This is a genomic window from Methylobacterium sp. BTF04, assembly GCF_010692745.1.
GTDB lineage: Bacteria > Pseudomonadota > Alphaproteobacteria > Rhizobiales > Beijerinckiaceae > Methylobacterium.
Genome location: NZ_JAAHTB010000101.1, coordinates 1 through 4628, shown reverse-complemented (window position 1 = coordinate 4628; position 4628 = coordinate 1). Strand labels below are relative to the sequence as shown.

Genomic DNA, 4628 nt, shown 5'->3' with positions numbered 1-4628 from the left:
TGCCGGCGCATGGACCGTCCGCGAGCAGAACCAGCTACTTGCGCTCTGCTTTGGGTTTCCCCAGGCGAACAAAGCGTGAAAGCAGGACGGCAGAGGTCGTTCCGCGCCTCATATCCGAGTTTGCGACACGCCCCTTAAATCCCTTTTAATCTACAAAAACCCACTCCCCGAGTGATCCTTGAAGGCATTCGCCCGCCGGATGTACCCGACTACCGTGCGAGGGTCACGGTGCCCGCTCTGGTCCATGATGCGAGAGAGATCCGCGCCTCGCTCTGCCGCCGTCGTGATGTAGCCGGCCCGGAGACTGTGAGCCCCAAAGGTCGAGGCATCGAGCCCAGCCGCCGCGGCGTACCGCTTTATGATGTCGGCCACGGCCTGCGTCGTCAGGAGCGGGGCTGTCGCTACTCTAGCGGCAGCGGGGACATCCCCCAAATGGGTGAAGGCATCCCCCAAATGGGTGAACCCTCGCACCCTCCCCGATCGCGACACAGGCCGAAATACCGGGCCATCCGAGATCCCGGCCGCATCGAGCCATTCGCGCACTAGAGCAACCGGCCGAATGAAGCGACCATGCGGAATTGCCTTCTCGAATCCCTGCCCTTCCTGATCCGTATTCGACCGCCGGACCATGACCCGTAGGCCGTCCTTGTCCTCGCGGAGATCGGCGACGTTGAGCGCCACCAGCTCGGAGCGTCGGAAGGCACCCGCGAAGCCCAGCGCCAGTAGTGCCCGGTCCCGCTTGCCGGTCAGCGTGTCGGGGGTCCGCATCAGCATGGCCGCCAGCACTTCGGCGGTAGCAGCTGCCTTCTGCGTCGGGGCGGTGCCGATTGTCCGGCGGATACCCTTCATCGTGGCCCGCACGTCCTCGTTGTCGGTCGGGTCGAGTTGGCCCGCGAGCTTGTGCGCGTACCGGATCGCGGCGCAGCGCCGGCCGATCGTCGAGGCGGATCGCCCGGCCTCGGCCTCGTGCACTAGGAAGCCCGCCACGGCCGAAGGCGACGCCGGCAGGGACCGGAAGCCGTACCCGGCGCACCACGCCTCGAACAGGACCGCATCGCTGCGATAGGCGCGGACGGTCGAGTCCGCCTTGCTGGCACGCTGATACGCCTGAACGATTGACGCGATATCGGCCGGGAGGGTGTCCGGCAAATCCACGAGAAGCGCGTTAGTGCTCACGGCGGCCGACTCGGCGTGCCAGGGCTTCTTTCCAGCCGAACGGGGGCATGGCCCCTCGCATCTGCATTCGAGCAGCGACGCTCGTGAGCACCATCTGCCAGTGCTCCGCGCTTAAGGCGCACGGCGCGTGTTCGAAGCCGAGGTTATGCGCAGCATTGATAACCGTCTCCGCCCACTCTTGAGATAGGCCGTCGCTATCGTCAGTTGGTTGATCAATAGGCGACGCGGGCATGGTCAAACTTTCGAGAAGAACGATTATCGAAAGTTACAACCGATAGCTATGCAGTGCAATAGTCCCGCACTCCGCTATGGTGCTATCAAACTACGACTAATGAGGCGTAGGACGGCAGCACGAAACGGGTGAACGCCTTGAGCGCGGTAGGGGTTAACATCCTTTCCACTCTATGCCAGTAGGAACGCAGCAAGCCACCGGAGTACGGACGTTGCGCGAGGTCGCATCAGCCATTGTGACCGCCTCCATCATCCTCGCGGGCACCTATGCCTTTGTCGGCCGATGGAGCGTCCAACCCCTTTCCATTGAAGTGAGCGCGAGCGAGGCGATTGCTCGGTTCATCAGGCTCGATCATTGGAATGGCGAGATCCAGTATTGCCGGCACACCACCCCAGAAATAACTGGGGGGCCGCGCACCACATGCAGCACGGCCGACCCCGCGGTGAGGCGCCCATGAAAGTTATAGCCTTCACCAGCAGGAAGGGCGGCAGCGGCAAGAGCACCCTTGCCGCTCATTTGTCCGTCTACGCTGATGCCCCCAATGCGCCGGCTGTCCTTATCGACTGCGATCCGCAAGGAAGCCTCGCTCTCTGGCATGAGCTGCGACAGGCTGAGACGCCGGTTCTCGTGAAATGTGAGGCCCGCGAGCTAGCCGATACCGTAGAGGCCGCCCGCCGCGATGGTGTGAAGTGGGTCTTGATCGACACGCCCCCGCACAACACGGCTGACATCGCCGCCGCCATGCGCGTCGCGGATCTGGCTGTGATCCCCTTCCGGCCTGCCGTGTTCGACATCGCCGCCGTCGCTGCCACCCTTGAGATGGCCCGTGCTATCGGAAAGCCCGTTCTCCCCGTCATCAACTCGGCACCCCCTCGCCGAGGGCTAGCCGCGGCGCATGTCGTGAACGAGGCCCGCGAAGCTCTATTCGGCATGAACGCGACACCTTGGGCAGGGCAGATCACCACCCGCGCGGCTTTCGCTCACGCTCTGGCGAGCGGGCAGGCCGTTGGCGAATTCGAGCCAGGAAGTGCCGCTGCATCCGAGGTTTCGGACTTGTGGCAGGCAACACGCCGGGCGCTCGGCATGAAAGAAGGAAAGTCGCCTTGAGCAAAAAGCCGAGCTTCGCCAATCTGGCGTCCAGGCTGTCGCCGAAGACCACCGAGCAGAACGCCGCCGGGCCGATAGATAAGATGGAAGCGGCGTCTCAAGCCGAGGCCGTCGTGACGGATGCGATCCGCCGAAACCGGCAGCCAGACGGACGGCGTGGGATATTGGTCCGCGCCAGACCTGAGGCGTGGAAGGCCCTCAAGCAGGTGGCACTTGATGGTGAGCGTACCCTTCAAGACGTCATGACCGAGGCCATCAACGACATCCTCGTGAAGAACGGGAAGCCGCCCGTCGCCTGAGTCGGCACTGTATGAATGAGAAAGGGCACCCTTGCGAGTGCCCTTCGTCGGTATCGTGCTAGCGCCGTACATTACTACACACGAACGTTGGCAGCTTAGTACTGGCGCATCAGTAATTACCCAGTGCGCCGGGAGACCGGCAAGGAACAGATGGTGGAAGTCCGTCACGATGAAGGTGTAGCGAACCGCATCGGCCCCGAGCCGTGCGTTGGCGTCCGTGAGGGCGTCGGCGAAGCGTCGGTAGGGGAGCGCATAGGCCAGCTATCGAGCCACGAAAGTTACATCTCCCGGGTGCCGACGACGTTGGGTAGTCGGAAGGCAACACGGACAGGCGCGTCATCGCGAGTGCCTGCCCGACCCGGCGTGGTCGCAGACCCTGGCATGTGCGGACGTTCCTTGTTCGGGAACCGGGAGATCTCCCGATCGGCCGATGGCCGTCGTGGTGGATCGGTCCGTGGCGGGAAGGCGAGGAGCCGAAGCCGCCGATGAACGATCGGGAGAAGTCTGATTCCGGCATAGTAGCTGAGAAGCCGACGAACAAACCCGGGCAACCGGGGGCGGAGCCGGTGGAGCCAAGGCCGGGAACCGAGGGGAACGCGAACCGGCAAAGCACGCTCCGGACCCAGGGCCGGGCTGGCGTGACACAGGCGCTGGAACGCGTACGGCAAGCCGCAAAGCATGGGAGAACGGAACGGTTCACCGCGCTCCTGCACCACATCGACGTCGACATGCTCAGGGCGGCGTTCCTGGCGCTCAAGCGCCGGGCCGCCGCGGGCGTGGATGGCGTGACGTGGGAGGACTACGAGGTGGGGATCGAGCTTCGGCTCGCGGATCTCCACGATCGGGTCCATGGGGGAAGCTACCGCCCGCAACCGTCCCGCCGGACGTACATACCGAAGGCGGACGGCCGGCAAAGGCCGCTGGCGATCGCCGCCTTGGAGGACAAGATCGTCCAGGGTGCGACTGCCATGGTGCTGAGCACCATCTACGAGGAAGACTTCCTCGGGTTCTCCTACGGGTTCCGGCCCGGACGAGGACCGCACGATGCGCTCGACGCCCTGGCGGTGGCGATCGACCGCCGCAAGGTGAACTACATCCTGGACGCCGACGTGGAGAACTTCTTCGGGGCGATCGACCAGAGATGGATGATCCGCTTCCTGGAACACCGCATCGACGACCAGCGCATCCTCCGCCTGATCCAGAGATGGATGAAGGCGGGGGTGCTGGAGGACGGGGTCGTCACCGTCGACGACAGGGGGACGGGGCAAGGATCGGTGATCTCGCCGCTCCTGGGCAACGTCTACCTGCATTACGTCTTCGATCTCTGGGCCGAGCGCTGGCGACGGCGGGAGGCCCGGGGCGCAATGATCGTGGTGCGCTATGCCGACGACCAGATCGTCGGCTTCGAACGGGAGGACGACGCCCACCACTTCCAGCAGGCGATGCAGGCACGGTTGGAGGCGTTCGCCCTGAAGCTCAATCCGGACAAGACCCGACTGATCGAGTTCGGCCGCCATGCGGCTGCACGGCGATCGAGCCGGGGCCTGACCAAACCGGAGACCTTCGACTTCCTCGGGTTCACGCACATCTGCGGCCGGTCCCGTAAGGGGCAGTTCCTCCTCAGGAGGATCACCCGGGCCGATCGGAGACGTGCCAAGCTCAAGGAGCTGAAGGATGAGCTTCGGCGACGCATGCATCAGCCGATCCCGATCCAGGGAGCTTGGCTGAAGCAAGTGGTCACCGGTCACTTTGCCTACTAGGGGTCGCTGCAAGAAAGTGATCGGATCGTACGCTAAGGGCGAACGTGCCGGGAA

4 protein-coding genes and 1 pseudogene are annotated in these 4628 nt (G+C 64.2%); 4 read left to right on the top strand and 1 reads right to left on the bottom strand.

Features of this window, described 5'->3' with window-relative positions; translation table 11 throughout:
- Positions 1-79, top strand: a pseudogene (locus G3T14_RS23100) (IS6 family transposase); the annotation flags it as partial.
- A gap of 71 nt (positions 80-150) precedes the next feature.
- On the opposite strand, the gene G3T14_RS23095 reads toward G3T14_RS23100, so the two are convergent.
- The gene (locus G3T14_RS23095; protein WP_163644844.1) at positions 151-1176 is read right to left on the bottom strand and encodes a site-specific integrase; all 1026 of its coding nucleotides are present in this window, start codon (positions 1174-1176) and stop codon (positions 151-153) included.
- A 685-nt stretch (positions 1177-1861) separates the two neighbouring features.
- On the opposite strand from G3T14_RS23095, the gene G3T14_RS23090 reads away from it, so the two are divergent.
- The 3 genes from G3T14_RS23090 to ltrA all read left to right on the top strand — a co-directional run bounded on the left by G3T14_RS23090 (position 1862) and on the right by ltrA (position 4574).
- A complete protein-coding gene (locus G3T14_RS23090; RefSeq protein ID WP_163644843.1) occupies positions 1862-2515 on the top strand; it encodes a ParA family protein in 654 nt (217 codons plus the stop codon).
- Complete coding sequence (locus tag G3T14_RS23085; RefSeq protein ID WP_163644842.1) at positions 2512-2814, top strand: ribbon-helix-helix domain-containing protein; 303 nt, start codon at positions 2512-2514, stop codon at positions 2812-2814. Before G3T14_RS23090 ends, G3T14_RS23085 begins: the two co-directional genes overlap by 4 nt.
- Positions 2815-3452: 638 nt before the next feature.
- Positions 3453-4574: a group II intron reverse transcriptase/maturase gene (ltrA, locus tag G3T14_RS23080; RefSeq protein WP_348645332.1), complete on the top strand. Its 1122-nt coding sequence runs from the start codon at positions 3453-3455 to the stop codon at positions 4572-4574.
- Positions 4575-4628 lie beyond the last annotated feature (54 nt).